A 17,852-nucleotide genomic window follows, 5' to 3' on the forward strand; every position below is an offset into this window, starting at 1 on the left:
GTAAATAACAAATGCCAGAACTGCAGATACGAAGGCAAAGGCGAAATCGTAAAGCCGTTCACTTCCCAAGCCGCGTACGAACGTGAAGCGTACAAAGACCGCAACAACGGCGACTACGACAGAACGTACTATGGGGATGAACTCTAATGGCCTCGCATAAACCACCCCCGCTCTTCAAGCATCAAGGCCAAACCAAGAAAGCGCTCAAAAATGCACACCGATTCTTTGACCAAAGCGAGCCCGGCACGGGGAAAACCCGTGTCGAGGTCGAAGACTTCGCAGAGCGCCGCGCCCGTGGTGGCAAGCCAGCCATCGTCCTGGCCACCCGCTCCACGATGGACTCGGCCTGGGGCGACGACTTCAAAAAGTACGCCCCAGACCTCAAAGTCGCTGTGGCCTACGCGAACAATCGAGAGAAAGCCTTCGCCTCGGGCGCAGATGTTTACATCACGAATCACGATGCGGTGAACTGGCTAGCCAAGCAGAAGGCACCGTTCTGGAAAAAGTTCGAGGGTGGCACACTGGTCGTCGACGAGAGCACTGCCTTCAAGCACAACACAAGCATGCGTTCAAAGAACGCAGCCAAGATCATCAAGCGCTTCGAGTGGCGGCGCATGATGAGTGGCCTGGCTGACCCCAACGGCATCCTTGACCTCTGGCACCAGTATTTCCTGCTCGACGAAGGCAAGCGCCTGGGCAAGAGCTTCTTCGGGTTTCGCAGCGCCGTCTGCACACCACAGCAGGTCGGCCCGATGCCCAACATGGTCAAGTGGGTCGAAAAAGAAGGCATCGCCAACATCGTCGCCGCCCTGGTCAAAGACATCACCATCAAGCACCTGTTCGAAGAGTGTGTCGACATTCCACCCAACCACGAATACACCCGCGCCGTCACGCTAGGGACCAAACATGCGAAGCACTACACCGAGATGGCTGAGGACATGGTCACGATGGCTAAGGGTCAAGTCCTGTCAGCTGTCAACAAAGCGGTGCTTTGTATCAAGCTGCTACAAATTGCATCGGGCGCGGTGTACAACAGCGAAGAGACCGGCTATACGCGCTTCGATACTGACCGCTATGAGCTTGTGCTCGATCTGGTTCAGGAGTGCGAGCATAGCGTCGTGTTTTTCCAGTGGGAGCACCAGCGCGACGAACTCGTCAAAGAAGCCGAACGACGTGGCCTGAACTTCGCTGTCTACGACGGCAAAACAACGGACAAAGAACGCAAGGCGATCACCGAGGACTTCCAGAAGGGCGCCTACGACTGCATCTTCGCCCACCCCAAAAGTGCGGCGCACGGGCTCACCTGGGTCAAGGGTACACGCACCATCTGGGCGTCGCCTTCATCAAATTTGGAGTGGTACAGGCAAGGCTTAAAGCGTATCTATCGCATTGGCCAAACGCAGAAAACCGAAACCATCACCATCATTGCAGCAGGAACTTACGACGAAGTCGAGTGGGAGCGCCTGACAGGCAAGTGCCTTCGCTCAGATGAGTTCACTCAGAAGCTGAAGGAATTTCTTTCATGAGCGCCCCGCACACTCCTGAATCCTTCTGGGCGAACGTCAAAAAGCAACCGTCAGGCTGCTGGGAGTGGCAAGGCTGTACAAACGTTCCGAATGGCTACGGACTTGTCAGGTGGGACAGAAAGCAACGAGTCACACATCGAGTCGCAGCTTTCATAAGCGGCATGATTGTGGACGTCAAAGCGCCACCAAATAAGCAAGACAAAACGCACGTCCTACACACATGCGACAACAAACTTTGCTGTAACCCAGATCATTTATATCTGGGTTCCTATTCAGACAACCTGCGCCACGCTTACAAAACAGGACTGAAGAAGCCAGCCTGCGGAGAGCATGCAAACTCAAAATTAACTGCCTTAAAAGTGCGCCAGATATTCACAAAACGCCGCCAAGGACAGCCCCGTGCATCGGTTGCAAACCAATTTGGTATCTCAAAAGCAATGGTAGACAAGATTGCTCAAGGAAACGCTTGGAAACACATCACAAAGGAGTTTTTAGCATGACTACAAAAGTTACTCGTCAAGACCCAGTGAACCTTATCCGAGACCGCCTCGTCACCCGTCTCTCCAAGCGCGGCACAGTGCGCGACGACCTCTGGATGAAGAATGTTTGGGCTGACTTCAGCCACATGGTCGCAGTGTTCCACATGCAAAGCGCTGTGAACAACATCGCAGAACATCTTCCTGTCGAACTGAAAAGAGCGGCATGAACATCACCTTCGACCCTGCCGCCACAGGTGCAGATAAAACCGTCATCACTACATGGCTTCGCAGACCTGCGATCCTCAATCGCCCACACCTCAGCCCAGACTCAATCATCGCGGTAGGTTTTGGCTCAGCCTTCTGTACTAAAGACCTTGAACTCATCTGCGACGAGCAAGACGTGCCGGAAGGAGATGAGTACAGAACCTGCGCTGACATCGAACTGCTGGCAGCTGCTGACCCGGACCATGACTGGCAGATCAATTACCACGCACCGCTGTACGACGCTGTCTATCAACGCCAAGACGGCTTCTGGGTGCTGATCGAAGAAGGGCGAGGTTTTGCATGAATAACCAGCACATCATCTTCGACTGCGAAATCATCGGCAAAGACAAGCCGGTCTTCCTGGTCCGCACGCTGAACGTCGAGACGCGCGAGCGCTGCGAGTTTTGGTATCACAAGCGCGGCCACATGAACAAGCTGGCGCGCATGCTGGCCACCCCGGACTACACCTGGGTGGGGTTCAACAGCGAGAACTTCGACCGGCCTCTGATCGCCATGGCCATGGACCCGGAGTACGACGTGCACGGTATCAAAGAGCTGGCCACGATCATCATCGAAGAACGGCTGCGCTCCTGGCAGACCTACAAGCAGTTCAACCTGGAGTTCATCGACTACGACCACATCGACCTGTTTGAAGTCATGCCTGGTGTGATGATCAGTCTGAAGACCTACGCCGGGCGCATGGGTTACAAGACCATGGTCGACCTGCCCTTCCACCACGACACCGACCTGACCCCAGCCCAGCAGAAGGTGCTCAGCACCTACTGCGACAACGATCTGGGTGTCACCGAAGCGGCGTTTCTGAGCCAGAAGACCGAGCTGGAGCTGCGTGCCGAGATGAGTGAAGAGTACGGCATCGACCTGCGCTCCAAGAGCGACGCCCAGATCGCCGAGGCCATCCTCAAGAAGCGCGTGGGCATCGGTGCTGGCTCCAAGCATGTACCGCACAGTGTCGATTACGAGGCCCCTGACTTCATCGTCACAGACAGCCCTGTCATCAACGAGCTGGCCGACCTGCTCAGCCGCTTCCCCTTCGTGCTCAACCGTGGCAACGGCAGTCCGACGGCACCCAAGTTCCTCGACGAGCCAGTCGTCATCGGCAGTGGCACCTACCAGTGCGGCGTGGGTGGGTTACACAGCACCCACGACAAAGCTATGTACCTCGAAGCCTCTGACGACTTGCTGCTCAGTGACTTTGACGTGGCCAGCTACTACCCCAACATCATGCTCAAGGCGGGCCTGGCTCCAAAGCTCGGTGGCAACAAGGGCAACAAGTTTCTCGAAGAGTACCGACACATCTACGAGACACGCATTGCGGCAAAGCGACGCGCTCAACAACTATCTGCTGAGATCAAAGTGATTGAGGCCCAGTTGGCAAATGGCTAATCGAACGTATCACGAGCGAGGAAAACTAATCCAAGGTTTTCCTTGCAAAAAGCACCCGCTCTATAACACCTGGGTGCTGATGCGTCAACGCTGCGACAACCCGAATAATCCAGCGTACCGTCATTACGGTGGCCGAGGGATCACAGTTTGCGAACGCTGGCAATCTTTTGAGAACTTCGCGCTGGACATGGGGATGAAGCCCTCGCAAAAGCATTCTCTTGAGCGCGAAGACAACGACAAGGGTTACTCGCCCGAGAACTGCAAATGGGAAACCGTTGAAGCACAACGGCTTAACCGACGTTGCTTTGTGACCAGCGAAAGCGGTCACACCGGAGTTCGCCAAATCAAACCCGGTTGCTTTCAAGCAATGGTTCATATCAACAAAGTGAGATATATCCTTGGAAAATTCAAAACCATCGAAGAAGCTGTCGCAGCAAGAACGAACTTCATTGCAAACAAAGCTGGAAAAGCTCAAAACTGAGCGACGCAAAAACCTTCAAGTTGCAAACGCGCTTAAGATTTGCCTTAACGGCACGTTCGGCAAACTAGGCAGCATTTACTGCAGCTTCTATGCGCCTGAACTGATGCTCGCTGTGACGCTGACAGGCCAGCTCAACTTGTTGTGCCTCATCCACGAGCTGGAGAAGATCAAAGGTTGTAATGTCAAGTCGGCCAACACCGACGGCCTACTTGTTGCCTACAAACCTAATGTTCGTGAGCGTGTGCTGAAAGTCTTTGCTAAAAACGCAAAGCACACGGGTTTCGAGTACGAAGAAACTCCGTACGCCAAGTACGCAGCCAAGGACGTAAACAACTTTATCGCTCTCAAGACCGACGGCAAAGTCAAGTCCAAGGGGCTATACACCCTGAATGACCCCAAAGATAATCCGCTGTACCTGATGAAGAACCCGACGATGGACGTGTGCACACGCATGGTCATCGACTATCTCAAGTGCGGCACACGCCCTGAGTCCAGCATCCTTGGTTACACCGACATGAAGGACTTCGTGGCCATCCGCAACGTCCAGGGCGGCGGCATCCAGTACACCGGGTACAAAAAGGTGGACGACTGGGTCGAGACCGCGCCGGGCAACTGGCGTCGTCCTGACTGGCCCAGCCTGAAAGCCTCGGTACGTCGCAAGTCGCGCCCCGCTCCGGTGGATGTCGGTGTCGGTGGTGAGCCCTTTGGGCGTGTCGCACGCTGGTACATGACGACGGCTGACCTGCCCCCGCTCACGTACCTCAGCTCGGGCAACCAGGTGCCCAAGACTGAAGGCGCTCGCATCTGCATGACGCTGCCCGACAAGCTGCCCAAGGACTTGAACAAACAGTGGTACGTCGACGAGGCGTACGCAATCTTGGAGTCAATCGGCGTGAAGGCGCGATAGCTTTTTTCAATCACTGTAATCTAACGCAATCTGATATTCTCTCAAACCCAAAGGACGCAAACCATGGCAACCGTATCTGCTCTGCGAAAACCCAAAGTCACCGTCGGCAGTCTCATCGACCAGCTCCACACCATACGCTCCCAGAAGCGCGAGCTGGCAGTCCGTGAGAAAGAACTTACCACCGAATACGAAGCCACTGAGCAGCAGCTCATGGCCCTGATGGACGCCGAGGGCGTGACCAAGTCCACTGGCAAGACAGCCACCGCCTCGCTCTCCACGGTGCAGACATTCAACTTCATCCCCGAAACTGGCTTCGACGCCTTCTTCGCCTACGCGGCCAAGATCAAGCGTCCCGACCTGCTGCAGCGGCGCATCTCGGTGCCCGCCGTGCGCGAGCTGTGGAGCATGAAAGGCGCCGTCCCCGGCCTCGTCCCATTTGAAGAAAAGAAGATTGGCCTGCGCGATCTCTGATCCTCAACTCTAAGCGAATCGAAGCGAACCAACGACACTCTTCAACAACCTTGCAAGGAAAACCATGGTAACCAAAGCAACCCCCAAGAAAACCACCTCTGCCTTCGACGCTACCAAGCCCGTCGGCACTGCGCTGGTCAAAGCGAAAGTCAATCTCCCCGCGAACATCCAGGAGCAGTTCGCTGCTGAAGTGGCCGCACTGCAAAAGCGCATCGCTGCGCCGAGCGGTGACCGCATCACAGTGACCCAAGGCCGCACCCTCAAGCTGCCCAACGGCCTGGAGGTCGATGAAATCGAGTGCGTCATCGTCGACTTCGTCGCAGCCAACTTCTACTACTCGTCGGACTTCGACCGCCAGAACATCGTGCCACCAGACTGTTTCGCCATCGGTATGGAGCCTGCGGGCCTCGTGCCTTCGGACAACAGCCCTGACAAGCAGTGTGCTGCGTGCGCCGGATGCTGGGCGAACCAGTTCAAGTCAGCCAAGAACGGTCGTGGCAAAGCGTGCTCCAACACGCGGCTGCTGGCGGTGCTCCCGCTGGACGCCGACGCCGAGTCGCAGATCATGATTCTGAAGGTGTCCAGCACCGGACTCAAGAGCTTCGACGGTCATGTGGCGAACGTGGTCAGCAAGTACGGCGTGCCAATCCGTGGTGTCACCACCCGTGTGACGATGAGCGACGAAGAATACGCCTCGCTGCGTTTCTCTGTCATCGAGAAGCTGTCCCCCAAAGACCCGCTGCTCGCCATCGCGCAAAGCCTCAAAGAAACCGCGCTCACACGACTGCAGACTGAGCCCGACGTGACTGCGGCCACCGCCGAACCTGCACCGGCTCGCCGGGCGCCAGCCAAGAAGGCTGTGCGCCGCTAAAAGTTTCGATTCTCGAATGGCAGGCCGGAAAGACGGCCATCTCGTTTCTTTTTCACAACAACCTGGAGTATTTTTATCATGGCACGTTCCCCATCCGCAGTTCTCTCTCCCGCTGACCGCAAAGCCGCTCTGGCCAACGCCAAGGTCGCTGCAAAAACTGCTGCAGCCGCAGTGAGCGCCAGCGAAAAAGCCGCAGTCGCAGCCGCCAAGTCGTACGCCAAGGCTCAGGCCGCAGCCGACAAGGAATTGATCAAGCTCAAGAAAGAAGCTGACAAAGCCAAGGCTGCTCTGGACGCGCTGGCACCCACAGCTGCAGTCTGATCTGATCTAATCTGATCAAGGGTCGCCTCTCAACGAGGCGGCTCTGTTGAGAGCACAACGTGCTCTCAACAGAGTTTCGATTAACCCAAAGGAGTGAAGATGAACTGCGCTGTTACGCAAGCCAAAGAACAACCCGAATGGATCAAAGACAAAACTGCACCGCCTTGCGAACCGACAGCGCCAGCCTTGCTCATCAAAGCCGCCAGCATTATGCAAGCACGCGCGGCGACCTACGACAAACCAGAAGGTGAACGCTCGATGGCGGCTACAGTGACGGCGTTCAACGCTGTCACCGGGCACACCCTCACCGAATCGCATGGGTGGCTGCTCATGATTTTACTCAAAGCCGTGCGCGACAATCAGCGGGCCGAACCACACGTCGACTCTGTTGAAGACCTCGTCGCCTACGCCAGCCTTTATGGCGAAGCCCGCCTTAAATGAGCCGCAAACCCGAGACAGCGTTCATTGATTCGGTCCACAGGCACTTACCCAAGAGCCTGTACCGAATCAAAAACAACAATCCCTTCAACGGAGGCCAAGCCGACTGCTGGTATAGCGGAAAATACGCAGACCTTTGGATTGAGTACAAATTCATCGAGCGTATAGCTAAAGACGGCGTTTGTGCAAACTTATCCGCACTGCAGTCTGAGTGGTTGCGTGATCGGTACTCAGAAGGCCGCAACATAGCGGTTATCGTTGGAAGCAAAGACGGCGGCGTCCTCTTGCGTGATCTTGAGTGGGAAACTAAGCTCCCACAACAGACTTTTATAAACAATTTAAAAAGCCGCCAGGAACTTGCGCGGTGGATACAAAGCGAAACCGGAGTCCAAAATGATAAAGTCCGAAGCGGAGATTTACCAGATACTCGAAGAACTCCTTCGAGCGGCGGGCAACACACCCCAGACGTGTGTCGACCTGCACGACGACCCACGCGTGCGGGCGCTCGCACCCAGCCCTAACCGCGTCAGCGACTACCTCGGCCACATGTGGCGTAGAGGTCTAGTACAGCGCTGGTACGCCAGCAAGGAAACCGCGCAGCGTTCGCGCTATGCCTACACCTGGATTGATCAACCTGAAGAAAAGCCTGAGCCTGTATCCCGCCTGACAGTGCCTCAGCGCAAAGCCGCGCCAGAGAAGCCCAACGTGACGGTCGTCGAAGACGATGGCAGCATCACGCTTGACTTCAAAGAATTCACCATCACGGTCAAGCGCAAATAAAGCGGGCTGCGGGTGACTGCAGCCTTTATTTAAACCCACAACTCTAACGAGGTCTTATGAACATCAATACAGATGACGAACGAGCACGTCTGATCGGCGGCGCATCATGAGAGCGGGCTGGAAGAACGACCCCGCCACGCGCGCCTACTTCGAGATCAAGCGCGCCGTCCAGCAGCACAACGCACGCTGCAACCAGATGCATGAGATTCAGCTCCAGGCACTGGATGTGGTGGCCGCAGAACTTCTCAAGACCGCTGCGGACGCAGCGAACCGCAGCAAAGAAACGAGGCACTGAAGATGACAAAGCTCACTGACTTGTCGGGAAAGGTCATCGGGCGACTGTTCGTTCAACGCCGTGCCAAAGACTTCGTACAGCCAAACGGTCGAAAGCGCGCTCAATGGCATTGCATCTGTGCCTGCGGAAACGTGATATTGGTTGAAGCCAGCAATCTTGCTTCAGCTCACACACGTTCTTGCGGGTGCCTGGTTGTGGACACCTGTTCTGACGTTGGATGCAAAAATCGAACGCACAGCAAGACAGACACCCGCGAATGGAACGCGTGGGCCGGAGCCAAGAGTCGGTGCTCTAATCCAAACGTAAGCGCGTTTAAAAACTACGGTGGGCGTGGAATAACAATGTGCCGTCGATGGCTAAATTCATTCGCAGCGTTTTTTGCTGACATGGGGCCTTGCCCTCCAAGATTCACTCTCGAACGCAAAGATGTGAACCGAGGCTATACCCCCAAAAATTGCATCTGGGCTTCAGCCAAAACGCAAGCCCGCAATAGACGCACCACTGTTTATGTGCGGCGTAAAGGCCGAAAAATCACTTTGGCTCAAGCGGCTGAAGACCACGGTTTACGACTTAGCCTTGTGCGCGACAGATTTTGCCGCCAAGGTTGGAGTCTTGAAAGATCATTAACAACCCCTGTAAGGAAAATCTGTGTTTAAACCATTACTTGCTGCAGCTATTGAAGACGTCACCAAGCTAGATTTTTCACGAGGCTGGATGGTTTCCGCCAAGCTCGACGGCGTACGCGCCATCGTTAAGGATGGCATCGTACTCTCACGAAGTCTGAAGAAGATTCCAAATCTGCACGTTCAGACTCTGTTCGGCCAGTGCGAGCACTTCGACGGCGAACTCATCGTCGGTGAACCGACCAGCAAGACCTGTTACACCGACACGGTGTCCGGGGTCATGCGTGTCAGCGGGCAACCCGACGTGCGGTTCTACGTGTTCGACAGCGTTCAGTTTCCGCAACGCACCTACTTCGAGCGCCGCCCTCGGCTTTCAGACGAACAAAAGCACCTCGTCGAAGTTAAGCAGACCGTCATCAACGACCTCGACGAGCTACTGGCAATGGAACAGCGCCACCTGACGCTGGGCTACGAAGGCTTGATCCTACGTGACCCAAACGGCAAATACAAGTTTGGACGCAGCACGGCCAATGAAGGTATTTTGCTCAAGCTCAAGCGTATGGAAACCGACGAAGCCGTCGTGCTTGCGGTCGTCGAAGAGCAGCACAACGGCAACGAGGCGACAACCAGTGAGCTGGGCCGCACCAAGCGCAGTTCGCACCAAGCGAACAAGACGGGCAAGGGTTCGATGGGCGCGCTGCATGTGCGTGATGTCAAGAGCGGCATCGACTTTCACATTGGAACAGGCTTTACCGCTGAAGACCGCGCAGCCCTTTGGGCCAAACCACCTATCGGGAAGATCGTCAGCTACAACCACTTCCCTATTGGGCGCGTTGACCGACCCCGACACCCCTCGTTCAAGGGGTTCCGCGACGCGCGAGATATGTCATGAAGACGCACGGCCACGGCTCAGTTGCAAAGGGTATCTCTACGACTTACCGCAGCTGGCAAGAGATGCGTAAACGGTGCAACAACCCGAACGTGATCAGCTACAAAAATTACGGCGGGCGGGGTATACGTATTTGCCCGCGCTGGGATTCATATGAAGCGTTCCTTCAAGACATGGGCGAGCGCCCACCAGGCACCAGTCTCGACCGCAAAGATGGCGAAGGCGACTACACGCCAGAAAACTGTTGTTGGTCTACACGTTTGGTCCAAAACAACAACCGACGCAACTGTCTTTTTGTGACACACCTCGGGCGTAAACAAACCGTTGCACAGTGGTGCACCGAGCTGAAATTGAACTACGCACGGACCTACAGCCGATTGTTTCGTTCGTGTATGCCTCCCGCGCAAGCCTTCGCAGCGCCAGCTCTGCGCAAAAGCCTATGACCCGCCCCGAGTACGCAGCCGCTGAGGTCTGCTGTCTGGGTAAAGACAAGCTCAGCACGATGAACTTGGCGCGTGGCATCGCCAAGCGCATGTCCAAGGTCCGCGAGAAAGCCATTACGGCCTACAAGTGCCCGCACTGTGATGCCTATCACGTCGGGGAAGATAACCGCAAAGGGAGACTCCATGGAAAACCGAGAACTTGAATCCATCCGCCAGGAACTGGCCGGTCGCCTGGTGCAGCGCGAAGTGGTGTGCTGCGTCAGCAGCCTGATGACAGGCGTCATGCGGCTTAGCCAACTCGTGAGCTACGAAGAGATGCAGGACGCGCTGAGCACGGACTCTGACGAACTCTCAGAACTGTTCGTCAGACAGGACTACGAAGAAGCGGTACGTCAGTTCATCATGAACGATGCCGACCGCGTCGAACTCGAAGAAGTGGCTGAACAGCATGGCTACTGGAGCGAGGTGCTGGTGGACGCCAAGGTGCCGGAGGTCTTCGAGTCATCGCCCGACGAAGACGGCGACACGCTCTGGGGCTACGAAGGGGCGGACCCCACGTACGGCGACGAAGACGATGCCCGCGAAGCCGCCATAGAGTCCGTCTTGCCCGCCATCCGAGCCTGCGTCTGGGAGCTGATCAACACCGATGACGAGTACCAGTGGGTGTGCCGCGAGTACGACCTCGACTACGACTACGACGAGGTTTACGAGCACTGGGTGGTCAGTGGCTGGTTGCAGCGTAAGCTGGCCGAGAAAGGCGAGATCACGGGCGACCTGTGCGGCCTGACGATCTGGGGCCGCTGCTGCACCGGACAGAGCATGGTGCTCGACCACGTCATTCAAGAAATCACCCGTGAGCTGTGGCCCGAGGAATGGCCTGGGGAGAAGGCGTGATGGAAGCGCGCATCCCTTTTTCCGGGTTCTACGAAACCAAGTGGTCCGAAGGCATCGACGAAGAAGAAAACCGTTACGCCGAAGAGCTGGCTGCCGAGTACGACGTTCCTATGAGCGAAGTTGCTGCGCTGCTTTTCCGTCACACGAAGTACCACGACGCTTACCGCCAAGTGGCCCGCGACTACGTGCCTTCTTTCTCAGCCCTCATCGACGTGCCCATGACCTACAAGGACATGACGAGCCCGCGCGAGTACAACTTCGAGACCGACCGTGTCTTCGTCGAGGTGGCCTACAAGGACATGCTGCGCTTGGCCCGGCGCGTCGGGCGCAAGGCGCTGCGCAAAGCTGCCAAGGACATGTTCACGTCGCGCAGCGGCTTCATCAGTTTCTATGACGCCGATATAGCACGCTGGGGACCGCTGCGGGGCTGGGACCACAACCAGCTGTACTGCCTACTGACTGCTGCGGTCGACGCCCTGGACGAAGAAGACTGGGACTGGAGCATCTACGAAGACTTCCTCTCCAACGGCGACTTCTCGAACGCCTTCCACGGCGCACTCGACAGTGAAGCCTTGATGCTGAACATCGGCAAGCTCGTTGGACGGCGCGAGCTGCGCGAAGAACTCGAAGAGTCCGACGACGACGGTGGTAAGCGGTTCCCAGTGGCTTGGTCCAACACCGCCGACTATGTCAACCGCTACAACGCAATGAACCCGGATGTGCCGCCAACCTCAGTCGTTTTTGTCAGGATCACACCATGACCCACGAACCCTACTTCGCAGCCCGCAGCGGTCAGCGCTACACCTTCCGCTCGATAGCTGAGGCCATCCACGAAGACCACCCGCACCTCGACGGCAAGCACATCTTTGTGCAGCTCGACGCGGTGGACCTGCGTGCTGAGTTCGACGCAGGCGACACGCCGTACGGCCTGCCCTATTCGTTCACGGATTACCTGGAGACAGCTCATGCGTAAACGCACCACCTATCTTGAAGACGTCGAAGGCGTTGACTGCGAACTGACGTTTGAACCTGTCGAATGGATCGACATGCACAAGGCCAAGGTCGACGACAAGTACGTCGTCGCCTACTGCGTACAGGACAACGACTACCGCGACATCGACGACCTCCTGGGCGACTGCATGGGCAAGATGTACAGCTTCCACCGGCACGCTGGGCACGACGACCACTCTAACGGCCTCGAAGCGCTGGGCAACACCTCTGACGGTGAAGCGGACCTCGACGCGGTGTGGGACAGGGCCTGGCATGAAGCCACAGATCGGCTCGTCAAGCGCGTCATGCTGCGCTACGAACTGGCCGACATCGCAGCAACGTACGACGGCACATCGTATGAAGAGCCGTACCAGGATCAGGAAAAGTACGTCGAGTCGTGCCTGCGTCAAGACTGCAATGACAGCGGCTGGGCCAACATCATGTACGACGAAGACCTCCGGGCTGTCCTCGAAGAAATGTGGTCCGAGCCCGCCTACTTCCCAGGTGACAAAGACGCGCAGCTGCTGGATGTTTACTCTCACAGCGGCGAGCACTGGAGCCTGAGCGGCGGCGGCATGCGCTGCAGGTGGGACACAGCCAGCGGCGCGGGCGTCTGGGTGCCTGACGAGTATCTGCGCCAGCAGCTCGACGATGACGAAGCCAAGGGCAAAGACCGCGCAGACCAGGCTCGCACCTACTGCGAGCAATTCCTCGACACGTACAACGACATCATCAGTGGCAACGTGTTCGGCTGCGTCGTCGAGTGGTTCGACGAAGACGGCACGAGCATCGACCACGACAGCTGCTGGGGCTTCATCGGTGACGACCACGCCCAGGAAGCGCTCAAGAGCGAGTTCTTCGACCCGGTGTGCAAGCGTCTGGCCGACGAAGTGCCTGCGGAGGCAGGGGTATGAAATTCAAATTCACCACCACACCGCTCAAAGACTTGCCGCTGGGCAGCGTCGTCGACGGCTACAAGCTCACCGCGCGCTCGGCCACTGGCAACGGCTGCTTCGCACATCGTGTCGACGCCGACGGCTTCCCGACCACGCCGCGCGAGAAAGTCCTGCTGCTTTACACGAACGAACAACCTGTCGAGGAACAGACATGAAAACACCACTCTTTGAACTCGGCCAGATCGTGGCCACCCGAGGCGCGCCTGTGGACGCCGACCTCGACAAGCTGGTCAAAGAGCTGGCTGACGTGGGCTACTACGCCATCCGCCTCGACCACAAGGAGTGGGAACGCTGGGCCTGGCCCGGTGGCTACCCGCTCTACTACCTCTGCGCTGACGGCGGCGTGCTGTGCAGCAAGTGCGCGAACAAAGAGATTGAGTTGACCAGCACTCCAGACGCTGAGGCGGACTGGCACATCGTCGCGGCTGACATCAACTACGAAGACCCGCATCTGGAGTGCAGCGCCTGTGGCGAATTCTGCGAGTCTGCGTACGGTGAACCGATTGACAAGGACATGGGGTCCTCGCACAGCAGCGTCTGCCCAGGAGCCACATCATGACCGCCACAGCCACAGCCACTCTGCAAGACGTGCACGGCAAGAAGGGCCGTGGCAGCCGGATCGAGGTCAAGTTGTCTGCCACCCAGATCGACTTCCCGTACACCGACGAGGCGCAGCGCCTGGCCCAGTTGGGCAACGCCCGCGCCTACCTCAAGCACGCGCAGCAGGCCGGTGCCAAACTGAAGATCAAGGAACTGGAGGACAAGGTATGAGCACATTAAGTGGTTCAATTATCGGGAGGTGGCGTGTTTTTGAGCGTGTCGCAGAACCACGCAAAGAAACAAAATACAGATGCATATGCGTGTGCGGCACTGAGCGCTTGATTCGCGCGTCCAGACTTTCTTCGTTTGACTCGCTGTCATGTGGGTGCATGGCAAAAGACCTTCTCTCTGAAGCCACTAAAACGCATGGAATGTCTAAATCCGCCGAGTTCCGCGCTTGGGCAAACATGTGGGACCGTTGTACGCGGCCCACGCACAAACAATACCCGCAATACAAAGCGCGAACGCCGCCATTGCGCTGGCGCTCATTTGAAATGTTTCTTTCGGATGTAGGGCTCCGCCCAAGCAAATTGCATTCTTTGGACAGGATAGACAACAGCAAGCCTTATGGACCCGATAACACACGTTGGGCGACATCCACACAGCAGCAAAACAACACGAGCCGCACAGTTCGCTTAACCCACGCTGGGCGCACGCAAGGCATCGCGCAATGGGCGAGAGAACTAGGTGTATCAAAAAGCACTTTGTGTACGCGCCTTTATCGCGGCTGGACCGTAAACGAAATACTCGCGCGGCCCATCCGTGCTAAGCATAAGGAGCAGCAACTATGTCCATGATTTTGATCGAAGTCCGTGGCGGCATCGTCAACACCGTCTGGTGCTCTGAGCCCGACGGTGTGGAGGTCTTTATCCGTGATCTCGACGACATCTACGACGCCGACGATCAGGTCTTCGACCCGCTGGTCGCCATACCCGGCCTGAAGGAACTGCGTGTTCCGCACTTTGTAATTTACTAGGAGGATTTATGAACCCCATCGAAGCACTACGGGCCTCGGGCCTGAACCCCATCGTCATCGACGAAGACACCGACCTGGACAGCGCCTTGGGCGAGCTGCTGGGTGAAACCGCCACGCCGCCGCGACCCGAGACGAACGAAGAATTCATCGCCCGCGTCATGAACTTTGGTTGCCCAACGGGCGCACTGATTCAGTCCTTCATCATCGAAGCTCTGATGCAGTACAGCCAGAAGGTGTCCGAGAGCGACGCTGTCTGGGACAACGGCCTGCTCAACTCCGCGACGTGCAAGCGCACGGCAGTGTGGCTGCTGGCCGAAATCAACGCTAAGTACAAAGGCTGAGCATGTTCTGGAAAGTTTTAGCTGGCATGGCCAAGGGTTCGTTCTATCTCAGTCGCACAGCCACAGCCCTTGGTGCGGCGGTCGTCATCACGGTGGGCGTGTACGACTTTCTCAAAGCTCGGAAACGCCACGACGAGCAACCGGTACGGAGGATCAGATGAAAGCGTTTTACGTCGAAGTCACGAAGATTATCGTGATCACTATCGAGGCTGAGGACTATGACTCCGCCATTAAAGAGATCGAAAAACAGGAAACTGACGGTGAGCATGGGTATAGCTGGGTTCGGGCTGAGCCCCAGTTCAAACTGCTCGACGAATTCAATCTATAGCTATGACCCTCGTCCTCAGCCCCGAGGAACTGGTCAGCCTGACCGGATACAAGCAGCCTGCCCGGCAGGCCAAGTGGCTCAAGACCAACGGCTTCAAGTTCATCATGAACCGCTTCAAACAGCCCAAGGTCGACCGAGCCCACTACCACGCCAAGATGGGGCTTGGCAAGATCAAAGAGCCCGAACCGAACTGGACCGCGAAACAAGGAGCAATCAATGAGCAACAACCTGCCCGTGCCAGGCGTGCCGGGCCTGTACCAGCGTCCCGGCAAGCGCCGGGTCTTGTACTTCTGCAAGCCTCAAAATAAATACACGCCGCTGGGCTACGACCTCGAAGTGGCCAAGGCCGAGCTGGCCAAGCTCATGGAAACGCCGCCCGCGCCAGGCCAGCACACCGTGGCGTACATGTGCCACGAGTTCATCAAGGAGCAGCGCGCGTACATCGCCGCGCATGACCCAGAGGCACGCGCGGTCAGCACCATCGACGACTACGAGGCCAGCCTGACGCGCTTCATCATCCCGGTCTTCGGCCACATGCACCCGGACAGCGTGACCAAGAACCACATCGCCAAGTACCTCAAGGATGGCCGTGCCACACGGCGTGTTCGGGCCAACCGCGACCGCGCTGCACTCTCCGGCGCCTACAAGTTCGGCCTCGGTGAAGGGCTGGCGCAAGCCAACCCCTGTATCGGCGTGCCGCGCAACATGGAGCGTGCCCGTACGCGCAAGGTCTCCATCGCAGAGTTCAACGACTTTCTGGAGCACGCCCGCAGCAAGGGCGGCTCGGCCTACCTCGTGGCCCTGATCGGCTGCACCGTGGCTCTCACCGGCAGGCGCCGGGCCGAGATACTGCACCTGACCAAGAGCGCTCTGCAGCCCGAGGGCTTCAAGGTCAAGGACTCCAAGACCAAGTTCAACGAGCCTGAGCGCCACTACCTCATCGCCTGGAGCGACCTGCTGCACCAGGTGATAGCTGAGGTGGCAGCGATCAAACGCCGGGTGTCGAGCATCTACCTGTTCGCCACGCTCGACGGCACGCCGTACGTCGACGCAGGCTTCAAGTGCCTGTGGAACCGGCTGATGCACAGCTACGCACCGGGCGGCACCAAGGACGCCAAGTGGTTCACGGCGCACGACCTGCGCGCACTTTATGTCTCAGAAATGAAACACCAGGAGCGTGATCCCAACACCCACCGCCAGGAAAAGACCATGAACCGGGTCTATGACCGGCGCGAATTGATCAAGGTAACGCCGCTGGCGTGAAGGAAGAACTATGGTTTACATACAACGTCGCGGCAACGGATACCTCGAAACAGTAGACGAGTTTGAAACAATGGACGAGGCAAAAAAGATGTTGGGCGAGTATCGGCTGAGCGATCCGTCCGCTGAATACTACACATCGTCTCGCCCGTGCAAGGGTTGGAATAGCGACGCCAACCCGGCACAGTGAAACGCAGGAGGACCAAATGTCAACAAGTGCTGAACACGTCAAACAATTCTTTGACCTTCTGAACTCAGGCAAGAAAGCCGCGCTCGACGTACGCCTTGACACAGGCGAAGTGTTTTGTCAGGCGACGCACAACACGGCGACCGGGGCAGTCGGTAACGGTACACCCGGCCAGACGTTCACAGAACGCTGGACCCGCGTCGCAAGTTGTGCCGATGGGAAGCTAACGCAGTCATGACGCCTGCTGAGTCAGCCACCGCGAACTCAGGGCTCTGCCCGAAGTGCCTGATACCTTTCGACGTCAAACACAGAGCGCCGGTTGAAGGCGGCGGAGAACTCTGGGCCGCGTACTGTCGAAAGTGTGGCTCGACGTACATCCTCGGCTAAAAATAAACCCGCTCTAGGCGGGTTTATTTTTGGTGTCGAGCTGTGGTCTTTGCGACTTGCTACGTTTCACCGTTTTTGCTACGATTTACGCTACTATTTTTGTAGTGCGAAACCCTTTATTACTGGGGTGGCTGATGGGGCTCGAACCCACGACAACAGGAATCACAATCCTGGACTCTACCAACTGAGCTACAGCCACCGTGCCCAAAATTATAACATCACACCACAACCAAAATGCCGCGCACTTGAATCCAAAAGCGAGATAAGGCCATTAACTTTCGATGGCCTCGCTGTGAGGGGGAGCACAGTGCGGATTCAGACTCGCATGTTTTTTGGCATGCCTGCGTAGAACACAGATAAATTTTTGCAAGATAACCAGGCTTTTAGTGCCGGATCAACGCGGTGTGATTCGTTTGGGCTCTACATCGGTGACCTCTGTCACGTCCGTCACCTCTGCATCCACCACGTTGTCAGGGCTCGGCGTTGCCCTGCCAGGCTGGCCAAAACCGCCTTGGTTAAAACGCTGCCACATGGCCTGGCGATTCATCTGAAACGTCCATGGGCTCACCGGCTGGCCGGTTAACTTGGCCCACAACGCACGCAACAGCCAAAGGATCAGAACCAGCAAACCTGCGGCCATCAAGCTGGCAAAAAACACCAGCCCCGCCAGCAGCAGTCCGACCCGCACAACAAAACCCAATAATTTCAACAACACGTCACTCAAAACATTGCTCCTTGTGA

The 17,852-nt window shown here is 56.9% G+C and carries 28 protein-coding genes and 1 tRNA gene; 27 read left to right on the forward strand and 2 right to left on the reverse strand.

What is annotated here, in order from left to right; genetic code table 11:
• Positions 1-146: 146 nt before the first annotated feature.
• The 27 genes from RF819_RS02880 (at position 147) to RF819_RS21260 (ending at position 16,727) form a co-directional block, all read left to right on the forward strand.
• Complete coding sequence (locus RF819_RS02880) at positions 147-1,526, forward strand: SNF2-related protein (protein ID WP_078363578.1); 1,380 nt, start codon at positions 147-149, stop codon at positions 1,524-1,526.
• Positions 1,523-2,026: an HNH endonuclease gene (locus RF819_RS20890; RefSeq protein WP_143541578.1), complete on the forward strand. Its 504-nt coding sequence runs from the start codon at positions 1,523-1,525 to the stop codon at positions 2,024-2,026. Before RF819_RS02880 ends, RF819_RS20890 begins: the two co-directional genes overlap by 4 nt.
• Positions 2,023-2,232 (forward strand): hypothetical protein, encoded by a 210-nt coding sequence (locus RF819_RS02885; RefSeq protein WP_078363579.1) that lies wholly within the window; start codon positions 2,023-2,025, stop codon positions 2,230-2,232. The genes RF819_RS20890 and RF819_RS02885 overlap by 4 nt, the downstream gene beginning before the upstream one ends.
• On the forward strand, positions 2,229-2,573 hold the full coding sequence (locus RF819_RS02890; RefSeq protein ID WP_078363580.1) for a hypothetical protein: 345 nt from the start codon (positions 2,229-2,231) through the stop codon (positions 2,571-2,573). The genes RF819_RS02885 and RF819_RS02890 overlap by 4 nt, the downstream gene beginning before the upstream one ends.
• A complete protein-coding gene (locus RF819_RS02895; protein WP_078363581.1) occupies positions 2,570-3,673 on the forward strand; it encodes a hypothetical protein in 1,104 nt (367 codons plus the stop codon). Before RF819_RS02890 ends, RF819_RS02895 begins: the two co-directional genes overlap by 4 nt.
• Entirely contained in the window at positions 3,666-4,154 is a 489-nt protein-coding gene (locus tag RF819_RS20895; RefSeq protein ID WP_143541579.1) for an AP2 domain-containing protein, read from the forward strand. Before RF819_RS02895 ends, RF819_RS20895 begins: the two co-directional genes overlap by 8 nt.
• Positions 4,072-5,061 (forward strand): hypothetical protein, encoded by a 990-nt coding sequence (locus RF819_RS02905; protein ID WP_143541580.1) that lies wholly within the window; start codon positions 4,072-4,074, stop codon positions 5,059-5,061. Before RF819_RS20895 ends, RF819_RS02905 begins: the two co-directional genes overlap by 83 nt.
• Positions 5,062-5,124: 63 nt before the next feature.
• A complete protein-coding gene (locus RF819_RS02910; RefSeq protein WP_078363584.1) occupies positions 5,125-5,532 on the forward strand; it encodes a hypothetical protein in 408 nt (135 codons plus the stop codon).
• 64 nt (positions 5,533-5,596) lie between these two features.
• A complete protein-coding gene (locus tag RF819_RS02915) occupies positions 5,597-6,403 on the forward strand; it encodes a hypothetical protein (RefSeq protein ID WP_078363585.1) in 807 nt (268 codons plus the stop codon).
• A gap of 78 nt (positions 6,404-6,481) precedes the next feature.
• Positions 6,482-6,724: a hypothetical protein gene (locus RF819_RS02920; RefSeq protein WP_078363586.1), complete on the forward strand. Its 243-nt coding sequence runs from the start codon at positions 6,482-6,484 to the stop codon at positions 6,722-6,724.
• Between the two features lie 99 nt (positions 6,725-6,823).
• Positions 6,824-7,165, forward strand: a complete 342-nt coding sequence (locus tag RF819_RS02925) for a DUF6378 domain-containing protein (protein WP_200224171.1) — start codon at positions 6,824-6,826, stop codon at positions 7,163-7,165.
• A 390-nt stretch (positions 7,166-7,555) separates the two neighbouring features.
• Positions 7,556-7,942, forward strand: a complete 387-nt coding sequence (locus RF819_RS02930; RefSeq protein WP_143541581.1) for a hypothetical protein — start codon at positions 7,556-7,558, stop codon at positions 7,940-7,942.
• A gap of 106 nt (positions 7,943-8,048) precedes the next feature.
• Positions 8,049-8,237 (forward strand): hypothetical protein, encoded by a 189-nt coding sequence (locus RF819_RS02935; protein WP_078363588.1) that lies wholly within the window; start codon positions 8,049-8,051, stop codon positions 8,235-8,237.
• Positions 8,238-8,885: 648 nt separating this feature from the next.
• The gene (locus tag RF819_RS02940) at positions 8,886-9,752 is read left to right on the forward strand and encodes an ATP-dependent DNA ligase (protein WP_078363589.1); all 867 of its coding nucleotides are present in this window, start codon (positions 8,886-8,888) and stop codon (positions 9,750-9,752) included.
• Between the two features lie 623 nt (positions 9,753-10,375).
• The gene (locus RF819_RS02950) at positions 10,376-11,086 is read left to right on the forward strand and encodes a hypothetical protein (protein WP_078363591.1); all 711 of its coding nucleotides are present in this window, start codon (positions 10,376-10,378) and stop codon (positions 11,084-11,086) included.
• Positions 11,065-11,847: a hypothetical protein gene (locus RF819_RS02955; RefSeq protein ID WP_143541583.1), complete on the forward strand. Its 783-nt coding sequence runs from the start codon at positions 11,065-11,067 to the stop codon at positions 11,845-11,847. The genes RF819_RS02950 and RF819_RS02955 overlap by 22 nt, the downstream gene beginning before the upstream one ends.
• A complete protein-coding gene (locus RF819_RS02960) occupies positions 11,844-12,059 on the forward strand; it encodes a hypothetical protein (protein WP_078363593.1) in 216 nt (71 codons plus the stop codon). Before RF819_RS02955 ends, RF819_RS02960 begins: the two co-directional genes overlap by 4 nt.
• Complete coding sequence (locus RF819_RS02965) at positions 12,052-12,990, forward strand: hypothetical protein (RefSeq protein ID WP_078363594.1); 939 nt, start codon at positions 12,052-12,054, stop codon at positions 12,988-12,990. Before RF819_RS02960 ends, RF819_RS02965 begins: the two co-directional genes overlap by 8 nt.
• Positions 12,987-13,187, forward strand: a complete 201-nt coding sequence (locus RF819_RS02970; protein ID WP_078363595.1) for a hypothetical protein — start codon at positions 12,987-12,989, stop codon at positions 13,185-13,187. The genes RF819_RS02965 and RF819_RS02970 overlap by 4 nt, the downstream gene beginning before the upstream one ends.
• A complete protein-coding gene (locus RF819_RS02975) occupies positions 13,184-13,591 on the forward strand; it encodes a hypothetical protein (RefSeq protein ID WP_078363596.1) in 408 nt (135 codons plus the stop codon). The genes RF819_RS02970 and RF819_RS02975 overlap by 4 nt, the downstream gene beginning before the upstream one ends.
• Complete coding sequence (locus RF819_RS02980) at positions 13,588-13,803, forward strand: hypothetical protein (protein ID WP_078363597.1); 216 nt, start codon at positions 13,588-13,590, stop codon at positions 13,801-13,803. Before RF819_RS02975 ends, RF819_RS02980 begins: the two co-directional genes overlap by 4 nt.
• Positions 13,804-14,419: 616 nt before the next feature.
• A complete protein-coding gene (locus RF819_RS02985) occupies positions 14,420-14,608 on the forward strand; it encodes a hypothetical protein (protein ID WP_143541584.1) in 189 nt (62 codons plus the stop codon).
• A gap of 8 nt (positions 14,609-14,616) precedes the next feature.
• Positions 14,617-14,949 (forward strand): hypothetical protein, encoded by a 333-nt coding sequence (locus RF819_RS02990; RefSeq protein ID WP_078363599.1) that lies wholly within the window; start codon positions 14,617-14,619, stop codon positions 14,947-14,949.
• A 157-nt stretch (positions 14,950-15,106) separates the two neighbouring features.
• On the forward strand, positions 15,107-15,277 hold the full coding sequence (locus RF819_RS21255; RefSeq protein WP_158081224.1) for a hypothetical protein: 171 nt from the start codon (positions 15,107-15,109) through the stop codon (positions 15,275-15,277).
• 2 nt (positions 15,278-15,279) lie between these two features.
• On the forward strand, positions 15,280-15,585 hold the full coding sequence (locus RF819_RS02995; RefSeq protein ID WP_078363600.1) for a DUF4224 domain-containing protein: 306 nt from the start codon (positions 15,280-15,282) through the stop codon (positions 15,583-15,585).
• Entirely contained in the window at positions 15,494-16,540 is a 1,047-nt protein-coding gene (locus tag RF819_RS03000; RefSeq protein ID WP_143541585.1) for a tyrosine-type recombinase/integrase, read from the forward strand. Before RF819_RS02995 ends, RF819_RS03000 begins: the two co-directional genes overlap by 92 nt.
• Positions 16,541-16,550: 10 nt before the next feature.
• The gene (locus tag RF819_RS21260) at positions 16,551-16,727 is read left to right on the forward strand and encodes a hypothetical protein (RefSeq protein ID WP_158081225.1); all 177 of its coding nucleotides are present in this window, start codon (positions 16,551-16,553) and stop codon (positions 16,725-16,727) included.
• Positions 16,728-17,234: 507 nt separating this feature from the next.
• On the opposite strand, the gene RF819_RS03005 is transcribed toward RF819_RS21260, so the two are convergent.
• Together RF819_RS03005 and RF819_RS03010 are read right to left on the reverse strand one after the other, a co-directional pair.
• Positions 17,235-17,310 (reverse strand) — tRNA-His (locus tag RF819_RS03005).
• A 195-nt stretch (positions 17,311-17,505) separates the two neighbouring features.
• On the reverse strand, positions 17,506-17,835 hold the full coding sequence (locus RF819_RS03010) for a hypothetical protein (protein ID WP_078363602.1): 330 nt from the start codon (positions 17,833-17,835) through the stop codon (positions 17,506-17,508).
• Positions 17,836-17,852 lie beyond the last annotated feature (17 nt).

It is taken from the genome of Rhodoferax fermentans, from assembly GCF_002017865.1.
Classification (GTDB): Bacteria; Pseudomonadota; Gammaproteobacteria; order Burkholderiales; family Burkholderiaceae_C; genus Rhodoferax; species Rhodoferax fermentans.